This is a genomic window from Geoglobus acetivorans (assembly GCF_000789255.1).
Lineage (GTDB): Archaea > Halobacteriota > Archaeoglobi > Archaeoglobales > Archaeoglobaceae > Geoglobus > Geoglobus acetivorans_B.
Genome location: NZ_CP009552.1, coordinates 1,002,528 through 1,016,499, shown reverse-complemented (window position 1 = coordinate 1,016,499; position 13,972 = coordinate 1,002,528). Strand labels below are relative to the sequence as shown.

Genomic DNA, 13,972 nt, shown 5'->3' with positions numbered 1-13,972 from the left:
AGAGGCTGGGAATCTGGATTCTTTGGCTTTTTCTCGTATAGCTTTAGCTACTGATCGGTTCTGGGAGGTGTTCTGGTATGGTTGCTGCCATGGTCTGTGCGTCAGTATATATAAGCAATTTGAATATAAGAGGTGAATAAAATTGCAGGGAAAAAAACGAAGGTTGAAAAGGATAATGAAAAACGGTAGAGCCATAATAATACCTATGGATCACGGAATGACTAAACCGGAAAATGGGCTTGAGGATGTGGACAGAATTATCGCAATGCTTGATGGCATTGCAGATGCGTTCATTCTTCACAAGGGTATGGCAAAAAACTCCAGCATGGTGGAAGAGCTTGAATCGGCTCTCATTATCCATCTCTCTGCATCCACATATCTCAGCCCCGACCCCTTAGACAAGAGGGTGATCACGAGCGTTGAAAAGGCCATACAGCTTGGGGCAGATGCGGTTAGCGTTCACGTAAACATCGGGTGTGAGAGGGATATAGAGCAGATACGGGAAGCCTCACTCATCTCCGAAAAATGCGACGATTATGGAATGCCGTTGCTTGTGATGGCTTACCCGAGAGGTGTGGGGATAAACGAGTTCGGTGCCGATGAAATCAAGCTTGCTGTGAGGGTTGCAAATGAAATAGGTGCGGACATCGTTAAAACCAACTACACCGGTGATGCTGAATCCTTCAGGGATGTGCTGAAGTTCTCAAAGGTCCCAGTTGTGATAGCCGGTGGAAGCAAGACCGATGAGGCATCCCTGCTGAAGACGATTGAGGAGGCGATATCTGCCGGTGCTGGAGGAGTAGCAATAGGCAGAAATGTTTTTCAAAGCAGAAATCCAAGAAATCTTGCGATGAAAATCTCTGAAATAGTTCATGGTGTGATATATGAAAGAGGTATGGTTAATCGATAATGGCGATAGCTGGGAGGATGTAAGGGATCACGTGATAGACGCAATAGAAACAGGATTTACGGGTGTGGCTGTGAGACGGGATTTTATGGAGTTTGCCAGAAAGCTCGGAAATATTGAGGTTGAGGAGTCCACAATTGAAGCAATTTCAGATGCGGATGATCAAAACCGGGTTGCTGAGATGCTTGAGGCGGGTAAAAGGGTCTTCATTGAATTCGAAAACTGGAAAATAATTCCCCTTGAGAACCTGATAGCGATGAGGAGGAAGGGGAAGATAATTCCCGTTGTAGAGACACCTGATGAGGCCGAGGTGGTTCTCACAACTCTTGAGAGGGGTGCGGATGGTTTTGCCATAAGACCGAAAAGCAGAGAGCTGATGAGGGAGTTCGCCGGGATAGTGGAAAGGTCTGAAGACCTCAGTCTTGTTGAGGCAGAGATTTTTGAAATAAAAAAGCTTGGAGTGGGGGACAGGGTCTGTGTGGACACCATCACACTAATGTCACCCGGAGAAGGCATGCTTGTGGGAAACTCGGCGGAGTTCATGTTCCTCGTCGCAAGTGAAAGTGAGGAAAGCGAGTATGTTGCCTCCAGACCGTTTCGGGTCAACGCCGGAAGTGTGAATGCCTACATCAGGGTTGGGTCGAGAACCAGGTATCTGGCCGAGCTCAGGGCTGGGGACGAAGTCGAGATAGTGAGGTTTGACGGAAAAACGAGGAAAAGCTTTGTTGGAAGGGTCAAGATAGAAAAGAGACCAATGATTCTTCTCAGGGCGAGGTTTAACGGCGTTTCAGGCTCGGTAATCCTGCAAAACGCCGAAACGATAAAGCTGGTAACCCCTGAAGGGAAACACGTCAGTGTAGCGGAGCTGAAGGTGGGAGACAGGGTGCTTGCGTACATGGGCGAGAAGGCCAGACATTTTGGCATGGCGGTGGAGGAGAGCATAATTGAAGGGTAGGTTTGTTGTGACTGTCAGAAACTTTGCGGAAGCTTCACAGGCACTGAGGGTTGCAGACATCATTGAGTTCAGACTTGATCTGTTTCCATCTTATCCGGAGTACGATAGAATTCAGACCGAGAAGGAAAACATAGTCACCATCAGAAGGAAAGAAGATGGGGGTCAGTTTGATGGTGAGGAGGAGGACAGGCTTGAGCTTCTCAGGAAATATTCCCGGTATGCCAGTTACGTGGACCTTGAACATGAGCTTGATGACGAGGTCTTTCTGAAGTTCGAGAAAAATAACATTATTGAGTCGTATCACAACTTTGCTGAAACGCCAGATTATGATGTCCTTAAGGACATAGTTGAGGGCAGGAGAGGGGACATTATCAAGATAGCGACCATGGGGCGGAGTAAGGAGGACGTGATTAAAATAATGAAACTTCTCACAGAATACGACAACGTTGTTGCGTTTCTCATGGGCAGGAAGTATTCGTTTACCAGAATTCTGTCCCTGCTTATGGGTTCTCCGCTCATTTACTGCTCGCTATACAATGCGGTAGCTCCCGGACAGTACGACATTTACACGGCGAGAAAAATACTGAAAATGATCTGAAGGGCTATGAGGATTCTTGTATTTGGTCATGGCGGGATGGGCAGGATTTTCAGAGATTTCTTTGAGGCGAGAGGATATTACGTCAGGAGCTATGATGTTGATGAATCGAAGGCCGACGTGCCAGTTGAGGAGACTGGAAATTTTGATGTCGTTTTTCTCTGCGTCCCGATGGACAGGATTGAAGAGGCAGTGAAGACGATTGTCAGTATTTCCGCTCCAAAGCTTGTGGTGGATATATCAAGCGTTAAGAAAAATACGATAGACATTCTCGAAAAATACGGGCTGAGGTATCTCAGCATCCATCCGATGTTCGGTCCCGGCAGTGATTTGGGACTGTCAAACATTATAGTTGTGAGGAAAAGCGGAGTTCCCGAGGAAAAGACCATTCTCGACGAATTCAGGAAGTCCGGAGCAGTCATAACTGAGATGTCGGTTGAGGAGCATGACAGAAGGATGGCTGAAATACAGGGTGTTGCTCATTTCGTTCTGTTCCTCTTCGCCCTCTCCCTGAAGAACAGGTTCCGTGACGATTTTGAAATTGCCAGTCCCGTGTTTCTCGTTCTTCACAAGCTTGCCAGCAGGATCATCAACCAGAACTGGGAGATGTATTACCTGATCCAGAAAAACGCTGAAGAGCTGAGGAAGGCTGTTGTTGAGAATGCGAAAATTCTTGATGAAACTCTCAGCGACAGGGATAGGTTCAGAGAACTGGTTTACAGTCTGAGAGACTCATTCAGAAACTTCAGAGACTCCACCCTCATTCTTGAGTCATACAAGGCCACGGTGGATGCACAGGGGATAGATGAACTCAGGGGTTACATCAGGGCGCTGGACTCGCTCATCTTAGAGCTGATTGAGAGAAGAGTGAACGCCGGTAGAAAGGTTGCCATGGAAAAAATAAAGCTGAACGAACCGATAGAGATATCTCGCGTTGAAGATGTCAAGATGAGGGAGATTCTGAAGAGGACAGGTCTCAATCCTGTGCGGGTGTCAGAAATATTTGAAAAGATCATGGAACTCACCAAGGAGGGGGAATACAGGGTTCTGGGCATCAGCAGAAAAGTTGCAGTCCTTGGGCCAATGGGCAGCTTTTCTGAGGAGGCTGCGCTCAGGCTTACGGGCTCGAGATTGCCGCTGATCTACAAGAGCAGCGTGGATGAAATTTTCAGGGCAGTTGAGAGGGAAGAGGTGGATTGCGGTATCGTGCCGATTGAGAATTCAACCTACGGCACCGTGCTGAACACTCTGGATGCGCTTTTGAAATACAACGTTCAGGTTTTCGGAGAGTATGAGCATGACATCAGGCACAATCTGGCTGCGAGGAGGGATCTACCTCTGAAGGAGATAAAGACCATATACTCGCATCCCCAGGCAATTGCCCAGTGTTCTGAATTCATCAACAACTATCTTCCCCATGCTGAAATCAGGTACACGAGAAGCACCAGTGAGGCGGTGGAGATGCTCGACGACAGCTCTGCAGCAATAGTTTCCGAGCTTGCAGCAAGACTTTACAGACTGCATGTGATAAAGAGGAGCATTCAGACCGCAAATAATAACAGGACGAGGTTTTACCTTATACGAAAAACGGGTGAAAACGGAGATGGAGATATAACAAGCCTTTTCTTTGGAGTCGAGGATGAGCCCGGTGCACTATTCAGGGTTCTTGAGGTGTTTTACAGGCACGGCATCAATCTCAGGAAGCTTGAGAGCAGGCCTGCGGGGACAAAGTTGGGGGATTACGTCTTTTTCGCAGAGGCTGAAAGAAAACTCGATGACAGCATTCTATCTGAACTGAAAGAAAAAACCGCATTTTGCAGGATTGCAGGAATCTTCAGAAAAATAGATAAGCTTGATGTCTTCAGCGAGCAGAGAACATCATCAGGAACAGAATTCCAAACAGCATGGCAAACATGAATATCATGTAGTTTCTCTGTCTTTTCTTATCCTCTTCGTACTTCTGCTGACAGTCTTTGCCGCAGAAGACATCTTCTGGCTCGATTGCTTTCCCGCAAACAATACAGTGCCTGTGGGGTATTATACCGGGCATATCTTTTCCACTGTCATGTCATTATTAAACTTTACCTTCTTTTTCCCCACGGGCACACCTTTATGCATATCCCGCAGACCATAGCCCCTATGTTTCTGTCCGAGGCGAACTCCTTCAGTTTTCCGGCACACCTGTCGACATCGAAGACATCCTCTCTCACAGGATAGTCCTCAAACTCGGAATCTCTTAGCGCTCCGACTATGCAGTTTTCAATGCACTCTCTGCATTTACCGCATCTTCTCTTGACGGGCTCTCCGGTTACAAGGGGCATGTCCGTGAGAATGCTTGCCATTCTTATTCTCGGACCATGCTCCTTTGTAACCAGCAGGAGATTTTTTCCGATCCATCCCACGCCTGCGGCTCTGGCTATGGCCTTGTGAGATATGTAGCTTCTCCAGTGCAGCCCCTCTATTATCCTTGAAGCGGGAACGGGCATTGCTTTAAAGCCCTGTTTTTCAATCTCTCTTGAGATTTCAAATGCAGCATGATCCAGCCTGTCGTTGGCGATCTGATACTGTCTTGCGTAGATTGACCTGCTTTCAGGCAGCCCATCGAAAACAGCATCGTTCAGCCTCACACCTATGACTATTCCTCTTGTGAACTTTTCAAGGAGGTTTTCAGGATATGTGGAGTAGCTCCTGAGAGAATCGAGATCTGCAACACCCATAACATCAATACCGAGCCTCTCCTTCATCTCTTCGAGATTCAGCATGGAGTTTTACCGGATTAAACAAATATAAAACTTGTCATGAAAAAATCTCAGAATATGTGTATTGCTGATGCCTTAAAGCTGACATAAATCTCTTCATCTCTCTTTATCCCCATTTCGAGTAACGACGATCTGGTGATGTATGCCCTCAGCTCGACATCCCCGGCATCGAGTGTGAGCTTGACCAATGCACCGGTCTCCTCAATGCTCTTCACTTTCGCTTTCAGCACATTTCTGGCAGATGTTCTGACCGCATCGCGGGAGATGATTATGTCTTCAGGTCTTATCCCCACCCTTATGCGACCGTCGGCCTCAAATGGCAGCTCGATCTCGGTGCCATTTATTATGAGGACCTTTTCCGAGGCATGCCCCTCGATTATGTTCTCAAAACCGAGAAATCTGGCAATCCTTTCGTTTTTGGGCCTGGAAAAGACCTCCTTGACATCTCCTACCTGTTCGAGCCTTCCATCGACCATCACTCCGATTTTGTCTCCGAGACTGATCGCCTCCTCAAATGAATGGGTTACATGCAGTGCCGTGAATTCAAGTTCTTTCTTCCACTCCTTCATTTCAGCAATAAGTCTGTTTCTTGTTTCCACGTCGAGATTTGAGAACGGTTCATCAAGCAAAAGTATTTCTGGCCGTAACACAAGCGCTCTCGCTATTGCAACCCTCTGCTGTTCCCCGCCGCTCAGGGTTTTTGGATTCCTCTTCAGCAGGTGAGAGATTCCAAGCACTTCCGATATTTCTGCGATTTTTCGCTCCATTTCGTTTCTGGGCGTTTTTCTCAGTTTCAGTCCGAAGGCTATGTTATCGTGAACATTGAGGTGAGGGAAAAGGGCGTAATTCTGAGGGATGTATGCAATTCCTCTTTTTTCCGGCGGAAGTTCGGTTATATCCTCCCCGCTGAGAAGGATCCTCCCCTGATCGGGAACGAATATCCCGGCTATGGTCTCGAGCAGCAGCGTTTTCCCCGCACCACTCGGACCCAGAATCACGAAATATTCCTGCTTTTCAACCTTCAGGCATATATTTCTCAGTTCGAATTCCATCCAGCTCTTGCTCAGGTTTTTCACTTCAAGCATTGTTCGACCTCCCTATGAGCCATCTCAGAGAGATGAAGACACCGAGACTGATGATGATCAGAATCACCGATACCGGCTGTGAGGCCTTCAGACCGTAATTGTTGAAGTATTCCATGACGAGTATCTGGGCCGTTTTGGGATAGTATGCGACTATCAGTATTGCCCCGACCTCGCTTATTGCTCTGGCCCACGTCATTATTGCGCCGCTCAGTATTGCGGGCATGGCTATCGGTAGCGAGACGGTGAAAAACGATTTCAGCTTGCTCGCCCCGAGTGTTCTCGCCACGTGCTCAAGCTTCTCGTCAACAGCCCTGAATCCATCTCTCGAAGAGTTTATTGTGAATGAGGCAGAGACGAACAGCATTACCATGACTATTCCGAGATAGCTGTCGAGAATTTTGCTGGAAAAGGTTACGAGAAGCATGATTCCGACGACTGAGTGGGGTATGACAATGGGAACATCCACAACTCCCTGGATTATGCTTTTCCCCCTGAACTCCTTTCTCGCAAGAATATATCCGAGGGGAACTCCAAGCAGAAGTGCGATAACTGCCGTGATGGTCGAGGTCATCAGTGAGTTTCTCAGGGCTTCAAGAACCGTCTCATCCTGCAGAGCCTTTAAAAGCGCTCCGAAATTGAGCATCTGTTTTCCGATGAGCGTACCGATTGGCAGAGCGATGTAGATTACTATGAAGCTTCCGATGAGGGCGAAGAATGAATTTACGTAGTCCCTCATGTTACCACTGTCTGGCTGGTTAAAAAATAAAAAATTATTCACTCTCAACTTTGACTAAGCCTTTTATCTCCTCAGGCACGTTTCCAAAAGCAATCGGCGGGTTCAGGAAATCCTGATAGTTCTTCTTGAAGATTTCCTTTCCTTCATTGCCCAGAAGGAATTTGAGGTAGTCCACTGCAAGTTCTCTGTTTGGTGCATCTTTAAGAACGGTTATGCCATACACAATCGGTTTCGCTTCAATTGTTTTACCGGTGGAGCCGAGGGTTATGCTTACCTGTCTGTAGTACTTTTCCTGACTGAAATCGCCAAGGCTTATTTTTCCGGGAAGTTCCACGTACTTCAGTCCGTGCTGTTCTGCCAGACTCTTGTAGGTGAAGATGTAGTCTATGCTTCCGCTCTCTATGATTCCCGTGAGGTCGCTCTCCTTCGGTCTCACGATTATCCTGTCTGTTCCGACCTGAATGTCTTTGGGCGCGAATATGTGGTTTCCATCAGCGTAGATGTTGGTGTTGTTCCCTATGAGAGTCTCGAAGATGGGCTTTCCGTAATACAGGCTCGCAAGCTTCGTAACCATCACTGACCTGTACCCGCACGGGTCCTGATTTGGATCGCTGAATCCGAAGCTCACGTCATCTCTTGCCAGAATGTCATACCAGTTATTGGAATTAATCTCATCGGCGTACTTGCTTTTGTCGGTATATGCGATGACGATCTCATTTTTTGCAAACAGGACGTAAAAGTCCGTGTAATTCGGGACAAGCATCTGTGGTATCAGCGTGTAATCCGCCACCGCAACAATATCTGCTTTCTTGCCTAAGTCTGTCACCTTTCTGACCGCCATAACACTGCCGCTCGCCTCGTTCTGGATTTCCACGTTGTATCCCTTCTCTTTTGCGTATGCCGTGAATGATTCACCGAGGTCCTTCAGGGGGTTGCTGAGAGAACCAGCGTGGAAAATTTTGATGATTGCTTTTTCGGCACTCACCGCACTTTGTTTTTCATTTGCTGCCGAACAGCCTGCGAACACTCCGGCTGCCACTATGAAGAGCATCACTATCGCCAGTTTTTTCATGCTCCATCTGTAAACGGGGTTTAAACATAAATATTTCGTTATTGAAAAACCGATAACGTTTTAAATTTCGGTGAAAAAAGATGTCATGGACTTCGGAACCGTAACACCCAGAATCGAGATTTTTCTTGAATATGATGGGAAAAAGGTTGCTGACAGCGATGCGGCCGAACTTTTGAGGGCTATAAAGGAGAAAGGCTCAATTCTCTCAGCATCACACTCGCTCGGCATTCCCTATTCAAAAGCGTGGGAAATACTCTCCAGAATCGAGAGAATCTCTGGAAGAAAGGTGGTTGAGACCAGGAGAGGCGGGAGGAGTGGAGGAGGTGCGCACCTCACGGCTTTTGGTGATAGGCTGCTTGCTGTTTACATGAAGGCGAAAATGGACCTTGAAAAAAGAACAGTTATGGCTGAAAGACACTCCGAGTCTGTCTTCATCGCATACAGCAACGACCCTCTGTTTGCGATGGTTGTTGACAGGCTTGCCGGTGAGGAGAATGTGGAAAGCATTTCACCCGGCTCGGGAATGGCGCTTGCCATGCTGACCCTGAATGAGGCGGACGTGGCATGCTGCCATCTGTATGATGCTGAAAGCGGAGAGTACAACATTCCGTTCCTTGAGAAGTTCTGGCTTCTCGACAGGGTCGTCCGACTGGGCGGATTCGAGAGGGAACTTGTTTTTGCATTCCGGCGGGATTCGGGTATTGCTGGACTGGAAGACGGCATAAGAAAGATTCTTGAAGGTAAACTCAGGTTTGCAGCGAGAAACCTTGGCTCTGGAACGAGAGAACTCGCCCGGTCTCTGTTTGAGAGGTATGCCAGAACTTTTGGAATTCGTGAAGCGTCGATCAGGGGTCTTGAATACGAGTGCAGGACTCATGAGGATGTGGCTTACCGAATTGCGAATGGCGATGCTGATGCCGGCATTCTGCTCAGGTATGTGGCTGAAAAATACGGATTGCAGGCATATCATCTGAGGTGGGAGAGATACGAATGCTTTGCTCTCAGAGATTGCCTGTACAAAAACGGGGTGAAAAAATTGCAGGAATTGCTGAACTCCAGATGGTTTGTGGGTATGATTGAGTTCCTTCCCGGCTACAGGCTGGTTGAGGGGGAGAACCAATAAATTATTTTAATCAAGCAACCAGTCATTCCAACATGACGCTCTTCACTAATGTTTACTCCTTCAGGGATGTGGAGAACTGGGTGAATAATTTCTGGAATGAAAATAAGATTTATCAGAAGGCTAAGGAGAGGGGAAAAAAGCCGTTTTTCTTTGTTGATGGTCCCCCATACACAACTGGAAGGATTCACCTCGGAACTGCGTGGAACAAGGTTATCAAGGATACCGTGCTGAGGTTCAGGAGAATGCAGAGGTACAGGGTTACAGACAGGCCCGGATGGGACATGCACGGTTTGCCAATCGAGGTCAAGGTTGAACAGGAGCTCGGAATCAGGGAAAAAAAGGAGATTGAGCGCTATGGAATAGAGAAGTTCGTTGAAAAATGCATGAAATATGCCATAGAGAACAGGGACGCTATGACTGAACAGTTCAAAAGGCTGGGCGTGTGGATGGACTGGGAAAATCCCTACATGACAATCAAAGCCGAATACATAAACTCTGCATGGTGGACCGTCAAAAAAGCCCATGAAAAGGGCCTTCTCGAGAGAAAGCTGATGGTCGTGAACTGGTGTCCGAGGTGTGAAACCGCACTGGCCGATGCTGAGGTTGAGTACTGGGAGGAGACTGACCCTTCCATATATGTCAAGTTCCCCATCAGGGGCGAGGACAGCACGTTCATTGTCATCTGGACCACAACTCCCTGGACCCTGCCGGCAAACATGGCCGTTGCCGTCCATCCCTCCCTTGAATATGCTCTCATCAAGGCCTACAGGGAGGGGAGGATAGAGTACCTCATCATGGCAAAGGAGCTTGCGGAGGATATTCTCAGGAAGGGAGGTTACGAACTCTGGGAGATAATTGAGACCAAGCTTGGAGAGGACCTGGTTGGGCTGGAATATGAGCATCCCCTGGCTGATGAGGTGCCTGTGCAGAAGGAAAAGAAACATCAGGTCTTCATGGCCGATTTCGTCTCAGCCGAAAATACGGGATGCGTCCACGTTGCACCGGGACACGGTCTTGAGGATTACGAGCTGGGCATGAAGCAGGGGCTTGAGGTGTTCAATCCTGTTGATGACCGGGGCGTTTACAGGGAGGAGGCAGGCAAGTATGCTGGGTTGAATGTGAAAGAGGCCAACAAGGTCATAATTGAGGATCTGAGGAACAAGGGTCTTTTGCTTGCCGAGGAAAAGATCACACACCGCTATGGACACTGCTGGAGGTGCAAGACTCCCATAATTTACAGAGCCACTGAACAGTGGTTTTTGAAGGTCAGCGAGGTCAGGGACAGAATGCTTGAGGAAGTGGATGGTGTAAGGTGGATTCCGGACTGGGCGGGAATGGCGAGATTCAGAGACTGGGTGAGCAACGCAAGGGACTGGTGCATAAGCAGGCAGAGATACTGGGGGATTCCGATCCCGGTATGGATCTGTGAAAAGTGCGGTAAGGAAAAGGTTGTTGGAGATATAAACGAGATTGACTGGAAGGAAGACCTTGACCTTCACAGACCCAGAATAGATGCGGTTACCTTTGAGTGCGAATGCGGAGGGACAATGAGAAGAGTTGAGGATGTGTTTGATGTCTGGTTCGACAGCGGAGTTGCGAGCTGGGGGACTCTCAGCTATCCCTTTGAGCGTGAGATGTTTGAAAAGCTCTGGCCCGCTGACTTCATCACGGAGGGCCACGATCAGACGAGAGGCTGGTTCTATTCACAGCTTGGTACAAGCGTCATTGCCTTTGGAAAGGCTCCGTACAAAACGGTGCTGATGCACGGCTTCACTCTCGATGAGAAGGGCAGGAAGATGAGCAAGAGTCTGGGCAATGTGGTTGAACCTGAGAAGGTGGTTGAGAAGATAGGTGTTGACGGCTTCAGACTGTATGTCCTCTCATCTGCACTCTGGGAGGATCTGAAGTTCAGCTGGAATGAAGCTGAAAATTACCTCAGGGTGCTGAACATCTTCTGGAATGCTGTGAGGTTTGCCCACACATACATGGAGCTTGACGATTTCAGGGAAGTCGATGTTGAGAGCACCGAGCTGAGAGTGGAGGACAGGTGGATCCTTTCAAGGCTGGAAAGGTTCGTGAAAACTGCTCGAGATGCACTCGAGAATTACCAGCTTCACAGGCTTGTCAAGGAGTTCTCCAGATTCGTTGTCGAGGACTTCAGCAGATGGTATGTGCAGCTTGTCAGAAGAAGGGTATGGGAGGAGAAGGACAGCCCTGCAAAGATTTCTGCCTATGCAACGATGTTCAGGGTCGTCAAGAGGACGACTCTTGCGGTATCTCCTGTCGCACCCTTCATCTCTGAGTACATCTATCAGAACTTTGTCAGAAAGTTCGGCAAAGGAGAGGAGTCGGTTTTCTTCGAAGAGTATCCGCATGCCGATGAGAGCTGGATAAACGATGAGCTGGATGAGATGATGGCCATCGTGAGGGACGTGAGCGAGGCGAGCTATAACGCAAGGCAGAAAGCCGGAATCAAGCTGAGGTGGCCACTGAGAAAGCTGGTCGTTGAGGGGGATGAGAGTGTCAGAAAGGCCGTTGAGGCACTGAGGGAGATAATACTCAACCAGTGCAATGTCAAGGAAGTTGAGCATGTGGAGGAATTCGAAAAGATTGTTGTTGCAAAACCGAACTTCAGAAAACTCGGACCGGTACTGAAGGACAGGGTGGGCGATTTTGCAAAGTATGTAAGCTCTCTGTCCCAGGATGAGCTGAGAGAGATTGTCAAAAACGGCGAGATTCAGTTTGATGGTACCCTGTTGAAGGTTAGTGAGGCCCTTGAGGTATCTTACAAATCCCAGGAAGGTTACGAGGTGGCGGAGTTTGGCAGGGGAACGGTTTATCTCTACACTGTAATTGATGAGGAACTGAAGAGAGAGGCTTTCGCCAGGGAAGTGGTCAGGAGAATTCAGGAAATGAGGAAGGAGATGGACCTCGAGGTGGATGAGTTCATCAGGACGTATATTGATTTGAGCCCTGACGAGCTTGAGGGATGGGTTGGTTACGTTAAGGAGGAAACGAGATCTAGGGAAATGGTCTTTGGCAGGGCAGAGGGCTACGTCAGGGAGTGGGACATTGATGGAAGAACGATAAAGATTGGCATTGAGAGGTATGAGGCCTGAGGAATGGTTTGAACTGTACAGGCAAATCCTGTCTGACTTTAATTTTTCTGCCGAGGGTGATGCGAAAGCTGCAAGATTGATGCATGAGCTTGGAAAGGACAAGCTGCTCGACGCAGAGTCTCTCAGAGAGAAAATTGAAGGCAGGGATGTTGTGGTTGTTGGTGGGGCGGTGGACAGCGAGATAGACGGCGAGGTAATCATAACGGCGGGAAAGGCCATTGTGAAGTGGCTGGGGTTGTCGGACAGAACTCCGGATGTTCACGTAACCGACATGGAGGAATCTGCCAGTCTCCTGATTTCCCTCGAGGAAAACGGTACACTGCTCGTTCTTCATGCTCACGGGGATAACATGGATCGAATCAGAGAGGTGGTTCCGAGGGTGAGGAGATTTGTCGGCACGACCCAGAATGTGCCTTTCGACAGAGTCTATAACTTTGGGGGGTTTACAGATGGAGACAGGGCTGCGATAATCGCAAAGAGGTTTGGTGCTGAAAAAATAACCCTGCACGGATTTGACTTCAGTGCCGAAGGGATCAAGGGGAGGAAACTTGTATGGGCCAGAAAAATCCTTGAAAAAGAGGGTCTGATTTGAAAATTGCTCAGATCACTCCCTATGCATATCCTCACATTGGGGGAGTTGAAATCCATGTGAAAAACCTTTCAAAGGCACTGAAGTTCAGGCACGAGGTAATAACGATTTCATCAAACTCGGGAGAGGTCGTTCTGAAGAGCATTCCCGTGCCGTATTCTCCCATCCCCCTGCAGAAGGTGAATGTTGAGGCAGATGTGTATCACGCTCACATTCCAAGCCCCTTTTTTGCCCGCATGTATGCTGACGAAGGCCCTTTTGTTGTAACATATCACAACGATGTTGAGGTCCCGAACAGGGTTTCCGGTTACACCATGCCTCGATTTTTTGCATCAATGAGCGAGAATGTAAACTGGAAGATAACGAGGGACATTCTCGATAAAGCCGATGCGGTAATTGCAACAACCCTTGATTACGCATTGACCTCGCCTGTCCTGAAGGAATATGCTGAAAAACTGCACGTCATCCCGAACGGCATCTGGGTGAATGACTTTGCCTACTCTAAGGAGAAGGAGGACTTCATCCTCTATGCAGGGAGGCTTGTGGAATACAAGGGTCTCGGAACACTGCTGAATGCTCTTGAGGGATCAGGAGTGAAACTGGTTGTTGCGGGCGATGGCGAGGACAGGGAGTATTTCAAATCTCTTGCCGGGAAGAAAAATGTTGATGCAACTTTTCTTGGAAGGATTGGTTATTCGGAACTGGTGGGGCTGATGGGGAGAGCAAAAGCTCTGGTTCTGCCATCAAAAACCAGGCTCGAGGCGTTTGGCATCGTTCTCCTCGAAGCAATGGCGTCCGGCACTCCGGTAATAGCGTACAGCACTCCAGGGGTTAGATATGTTGCCAGTCATGGTGGTTTTGTTTTCCGCAATGAGCTGGAACTCAGGGAAATCATTGAAAATCTGGATGACATGACAGTCGTTAAGGCTGGAAAGAGGGGCAGAAAATTTGCGGAGATGCACGACTGGAGCATAATCGCCAGAAAGGTGGAGAAGCTGTATATGTCTCTCATTTAGACTCCTGCAGGACACA

13 protein-coding genes are annotated in these 13,972 nt (G+C 48.3%); 8 read left to right on the top strand and 5 right to left on the bottom strand.

Annotated features, from left to right (window positions below):
* The first annotated feature begins 142 nt into the window (after nt 1-142).
* Genes GACE_RS06015 through pheA form a run of 4 tightly spaced genes read left to right on the top strand, consistent with a single transcriptional unit; the run spans nt 143 to nt 4,374 of the window.
* Nucleotides 143-910 carry a 2-amino-3,7-dideoxy-D-threo-hept-6-ulosonate synthase gene (locus tag GACE_RS06015; RefSeq protein WP_084063680.1) on the top strand — a complete coding sequence of 256 codons (768 nt, stop codon included), beginning with the start codon at nt 143-145 and terminating at the stop codon, nt 908-910.
* Nucleotides 885-1,862, top strand: a complete 978-nt coding sequence (locus GACE_RS06010) for a 3-dehydroquinate synthase II (protein ID WP_048091996.1) — start codon at nt 885-887, stop codon at nt 1,860-1,862. The genes GACE_RS06015 and GACE_RS06010 overlap by 26 nt, the downstream gene beginning before the upstream one ends.
* Nucleotides 1,852-2,460, top strand: coding sequence for a type I 3-dehydroquinate dehydratase (gene aroD / locus GACE_RS06005; RefSeq protein ID WP_048091995.1), 609 nt, complete (start codon nt 1,852-1,854; stop codon nt 2,458-2,460). The genes GACE_RS06010 and aroD overlap by 11 nt, the downstream gene beginning before the upstream one ends.
* Nucleotides 2,461-2,466: 6 nt before the next feature.
* Nucleotides 2,467-4,374, top strand: coding sequence for a prephenate dehydratase (gene pheA / locus GACE_RS06000; protein ID WP_048091994.1), 1,908 nt, complete (start codon nt 2,467-2,469; stop codon nt 4,372-4,374).
* Here the strand turns inward: pheA and GACE_RS05995 are convergent.
* Genes GACE_RS05995 through wtpA form a run of 5 tightly spaced genes read right to left on the bottom strand, consistent with a single transcriptional unit; the run spans nt 4,319 to nt 8,109 of the window.
* On the bottom strand, nt 4,319-4,507 hold the full coding sequence (locus tag GACE_RS05995; protein WP_048091993.1) for a DUF2116 family Zn-ribbon domain-containing protein: 189 nt from the start codon (nt 4,505-4,507) through the stop codon (nt 4,319-4,321). The genes pheA and GACE_RS05995 overlap by 56 nt on opposite strands.
* A 31-nt stretch (nt 4,508-4,538) precedes the next feature.
* Complete coding sequence (locus GACE_RS05990) at nt 4,539-5,219, bottom strand: 4Fe-4S double cluster binding domain-containing protein (RefSeq protein ID WP_048091992.1); 681 nt, start codon at nt 5,217-5,219, stop codon at nt 4,539-4,541.
* A 47-nt stretch (nt 5,220-5,266) separates the two neighbouring features.
* Nucleotides 5,267-6,301, bottom strand: a complete 1,035-nt coding sequence (gene wtpC / locus GACE_RS05985) for a tungstate ABC transporter ATP-binding protein WtpC (protein ID WP_048091991.1) — start codon at nt 6,299-6,301, stop codon at nt 5,267-5,269.
* Nucleotides 6,294-7,037, bottom strand: a complete 744-nt coding sequence (gene wtpB / locus GACE_RS05980; protein ID WP_048091990.1) for a tungstate ABC transporter permease WtpB — start codon at nt 7,035-7,037, stop codon at nt 6,294-6,296. Before wtpB ends, wtpC begins: the two co-directional genes overlap by 8 nt.
* A 34-nt stretch (nt 7,038-7,071) precedes the next feature.
* Nucleotides 7,072-8,109, bottom strand: coding sequence for a tungstate ABC transporter substrate-binding protein WtpA (gene wtpA / locus GACE_RS05975; RefSeq protein ID WP_048091989.1), 1,038 nt, complete (start codon nt 8,107-8,109; stop codon nt 7,072-7,074).
* Between the two features lie 85 nt (nt 8,110-8,194).
* Between wtpA and GACE_RS05970 the strand changes: the two genes are divergently transcribed.
* The 4 genes from GACE_RS05970 to GACE_RS05955 are packed head-to-tail and all read left to right on the top strand — an operon-like array spanning nt 8,195 to nt 13,956.
* Nucleotides 8,195-9,232 (top strand): substrate-binding domain-containing protein, encoded by a 1,038-nt coding sequence (locus GACE_RS05970; RefSeq protein WP_048091988.1) that lies wholly within the window; start codon nt 8,195-8,197, stop codon nt 9,230-9,232.
* Between the two features lie 32 nt (nt 9,233-9,264).
* The gene (ileS, locus tag GACE_RS05965; protein WP_048091986.1) at nt 9,265-12,351 is read left to right on the top strand and encodes an isoleucine--tRNA ligase; all 3,087 of its coding nucleotides are present in this window, start codon (nt 9,265-9,267) and stop codon (nt 12,349-12,351) included.
* Nucleotides 12,341-12,943 (top strand): 6-hydroxymethylpterin diphosphokinase MptE-like protein, encoded by a 603-nt coding sequence (locus GACE_RS05960; RefSeq protein ID WP_048091984.1) that lies wholly within the window; start codon nt 12,341-12,343, stop codon nt 12,941-12,943. Before ileS ends, GACE_RS05960 begins: the two co-directional genes overlap by 11 nt.
* Nucleotides 12,940-13,956: a glycosyltransferase family 4 protein gene (locus GACE_RS05955; RefSeq protein WP_048091982.1), complete on the top strand. Its 1,017-nt coding sequence runs from the start codon at nt 12,940-12,942 to the stop codon at nt 13,954-13,956. The genes GACE_RS05960 and GACE_RS05955 overlap by 4 nt, the downstream gene beginning before the upstream one ends.
* Nucleotides 13,957-13,972 lie beyond the last annotated feature (16 nt).

Bases quoted from the DNA above. Each gene is read 5' to 3' on its own strand.
- GACE_RS05995 (WP_048091993.1), bottom strand. From the start codon at position 4,507: ATGCCCGGTATAATACCCCACAGGCACTGTATTGTTTGCGGGAAAGCA.
- wtpA (WP_048091989.1), bottom strand. From the start codon at position 8,109: ATGAAAAAACTGGCGATAGTGATGCTCTTCATAGTGGCAGCCGGAGTG.
- pheA (WP_048091994.1), top strand. From the start codon at position 2,467: ATGAGGATTCTTGTATTTGGTCATGGCGGGATGGGCAGGATTTTCAGA.
- wtpC (WP_048091991.1), bottom strand. From the start codon at position 6,301: ATGCTTGAAGTGAAAAACCTGAGCAAGAGCTGGATGGAATTCGAACTG.
- wtpB (WP_048091990.1), bottom strand. From the start codon at position 7,037: ATGAGGGACTACGTAAATTCATTCTTCGCCCTCATCGGAAGCTTCATA.
- GACE_RS05970 (WP_048091988.1), top strand. From the start codon at position 8,195: ATGGACTTCGGAACCGTAACACCCAGAATCGAGATTTTTCTTGAATAT.
- ileS (WP_048091986.1), top strand. From the start codon at position 9,265: ATGACGCTCTTCACTAATGTTTACTCCTTCAGGGATGTGGAGAACTGG.
- GACE_RS06010 (WP_048091996.1), top strand. From the start codon at position 885: ATGAAAGAGGTATGGTTAATCGATAATGGCGATAGCTGGGAGGATGTA.
- GACE_RS05960 (WP_048091984.1), top strand. From the start codon at position 12,341: ATGAGGCCTGAGGAATGGTTTGAACTGTACAGGCAAATCCTGTCTGAC.
- GACE_RS05990 (WP_048091992.1), bottom strand. From the start codon at position 5,219: ATGCTGAATCTCGAAGAGATGAAGGAGAGGCTCGGTATTGATGTTATG.